Origin of the sequence: Paenarthrobacter sp. NPDC091669, assembly GCF_044756725.1 — a bacterium.
Lineage (GTDB): Bacteria > Actinomycetota > Actinomycetes > Actinomycetales > Micrococcaceae > Arthrobacter > Arthrobacter bambusae_C.
Genome location: NZ_JBIVTK010000022.1, coordinates 1 through 2,315, shown reverse-complemented (window position 1 = coordinate 2,315; position 2,315 = coordinate 1). Strand labels below are relative to the sequence as shown.

Sequence of the window (2,315 nt, the reverse complement as noted above, 5' to 3'; positions counted from 1 at the left end):
TGCGACACCCTCTACGCCATGCTCCGCGACGGCACCCTCTACCAACCCCCAACACCCGCAACCGCTTGACGAAAAACATAGGGGCACTCTCACATTCCAGCGCCGACGGTCAATCGGTGACGTGACCGGCGTCGTACGTTAACGTCGCGGAGGCGGCGGTGCTGTCATCGGCGGGGTGAATGGACGTGACGGTCAACAAGCCCGCGCCCGGCAGGGTGACGGATTGCCCTTCACGGAAGGCCTGCTTGCGCTGTTGTTCGGCGGTGCGGATCCAGAACTGGATAGCGGGTGCGCCGTCGGCGATTCCGATTTTGACTACGCCCACTTTGACGCCATCGAAGGTTGGCTGCATGCCTTGCTTGACTGTTACGAGCTGTTCCACGGCCATCCTTACTTCACGTCCACGGAGTACACGGAGTCGAAGTTTTCCTTGTACTCCTCTTCGGTCAGTTCCAGCGTGCCGGACTTGTGGTCGTCGTCGTCCTCCAAGTAGCCTCCGGACGGACCCCACGGGTTGGCCAGGACGATGACTTTCTGGCCGTCGTCGTTGGTTTTCACATCAACCACGACGTAGGCATGGTTGGGCACGACGTCGGTGCGGTTGACTTCGTCGGACTCCCAGACCCAGTCGAAGTCGTCGTCCTTGACGTCTTCGGTGCCCACGGAAATGGCTTGGCCGTCGGAGAGCTTGTCCTCGATGTCATCGAAGTTCAGCTCGCCGTCCTTATCGGCGGACTGGCCGGTCATCAACTCCCTGGCTTCGTTGCTGAAGCCGCCGTCGATGTCGTCATAAGATCCGCCGCGGTGCTCAGCTGCGGCGCGCTCGTAGATGGACAGCCAGTTGGGTTCGCCATCAGCGCCGCGGACACCGCCTTCGGTGGACTTGGCCTCCACAGTGACTTCCACCGGCTCGCCGTCTTCGTAGAGTGTGACCACCCAGTGCGTCGGCGGATCACCGACAGGACGCATGTGCTCCTCAAGGAACTCGTCCAGCTTGCCTTCGCGCTCCAAGACCTGTGCCACCGAGCCGATTCCTGCCAACAACCAGCAGTCACCGATCTGTCCCTGGTTGATGTCGCTGGGGTCGCCGGCGTCGGGGTCGTTGCGGACGTCGCCGGGCACATCGACGTCGGGCATGTCCGGGTCCAGCGGTCCCGGGTCGCCGGGCGGGTTCGAATCTCCCCGTCCGGAATGATCGGATCCCGAGGACCCCGACGCGCCCGAGCTGGACTTTTCCTGCTGGTCCGCATTGCGGATCAACTCCTTGGCTTGGGTCTGCAGTTCGCCGGAGATCTTCTTCAGCATGGGGCGGTGCTCGGAGTCCCAAGAAGCGCGGAACATCGCCGCATCCCGGCCATCCCAGCGCGCATTGCTGATCAGGTGACCCAGCTCCGCGGACAGGGAGGTCATCCGTTCCGAGTGCCTGGACATGGTCTTTGCCAGTGCACGCAACTGTTCAATGTCGGCGCCAAAGAATCCCGGCATTACTGGTCTCCTTGGGGTAGTTCGCTGTCATCGCAGCTTTCAGACTGCACCGGTGCGGTGACGTCGAGGTAGGCCGGGGATTTTGATCGTATCGTCACTGTGGCGCCGGTGGCATCTGTGCTGCGGGTGACCACCCAGCCGCCTGGGACTGGGTCAGTTCCGTCGAAGGCCGGGAATCCGTGCTTCTTGAGGATGGGGTCCGCGGCAGCAAAGACCTCCTCAAAGTTCCGTGACGGTTCGACGATGTCCGCGCTGCTTTTCATGGTTTGGGGATGGAAAATGCAGGTGCCGTCTTTGGTTTGGGCAACCGCCGCATCGTCGTCAACGGACCATGTGATGTCCGGCATCTGGTTTTCCAGTGCGGCAACAAGGTCGGCACGCAGAGCATCGTACTTGGCAACGCTTTCTGCCAGGGGAGCCGGTTCGGCGGTAACGGGCGGCGCGCTGCTGGGTTCGCGGGTGGGGCCGTCGGGGGTACTGCTGCAGCCCGCCGTCGCCATCAACGCTATGGCAGCAGCCAGCGCCCAAGGCTTGCGGTGCATGCGGCGGTTCATTTCGTCCCCGGTTTCGGTTAGCGTTCGACGGCGGATCTCACCGAATGCTTTCACGTTGCGTTGCGTCAGGCGATGGGCAGAACAACCCGTGCAGGTGAGAGAGGGTTCGGTTCAAGCACGTGGGAGACGGTTCGGTTTAAGCACGCGGGAGGTGAGAGACGGTTCGGTTCAAGCACGTGGGAGGTGAGAGTGCCCCTATGTTTTTCGTCAAGCGGTTGCGGGTGTTGGGGGTTGGTAGAGGGTGCCGTCGCGGAGCATGGCGTAGAGGGTGTCGCA

At 62.3% G+C, this 2,315-nt stretch carries 3 protein-coding genes; all 3 read right to left on the bottom strand.

From position 1 onward, the window contains the following. Positions 1 to 109: 109 nt before the first annotated feature. Genes ACIQLI_RS22430 through ACIQLI_RS22420 form a run of 3 tightly spaced genes read right to left on the bottom strand, consistent with a single transcriptional unit; the run spans position 110 to position 2,027 of the window. Positions 110 to 382, bottom strand: a complete 273-nt coding sequence (locus ACIQLI_RS22430) for a hypothetical protein (RefSeq protein WP_354227721.1) — start codon at positions 380 to 382, stop codon at positions 110 to 112. Positions 383 to 390: 8 nt separating this feature from the next. Next, positions 391 to 1,485 carry a C2 family cysteine protease gene (locus ACIQLI_RS22425; RefSeq protein ID WP_400392625.1) on the bottom strand — a complete coding sequence of 365 codons (1,095 nt, stop codon included), beginning with the start codon at positions 1,483 to 1,485 and terminating at the stop codon, positions 391 to 393. Next, entirely contained in the window at positions 1,485 to 2,027 is a 543-nt protein-coding gene (locus ACIQLI_RS22420; protein ID WP_400392623.1) for a hypothetical protein, read from the bottom strand. Before ACIQLI_RS22420 ends, ACIQLI_RS22425 begins: the two co-directional genes overlap by 1 nt. Between the last annotated feature and the right edge of the window lie 288 nt (positions 2,028 to 2,315).

Excerpts from the sequence above, each read along its gene's own strand:
- ACIQLI_RS22425 (WP_400392625.1), bottom strand. The coding sequence starts at position 1,485 with ATGCCGGGATTCTTTGGCGCCGACATTGAACAGTTGCGTGCACTGGCA.
- ACIQLI_RS22420 (WP_400392623.1), bottom strand. The coding sequence starts at position 2,027 with ATGCACCGCAAGCCTTGGGCGCTGGCTGCTGCCATAGCGTTGATGGCG.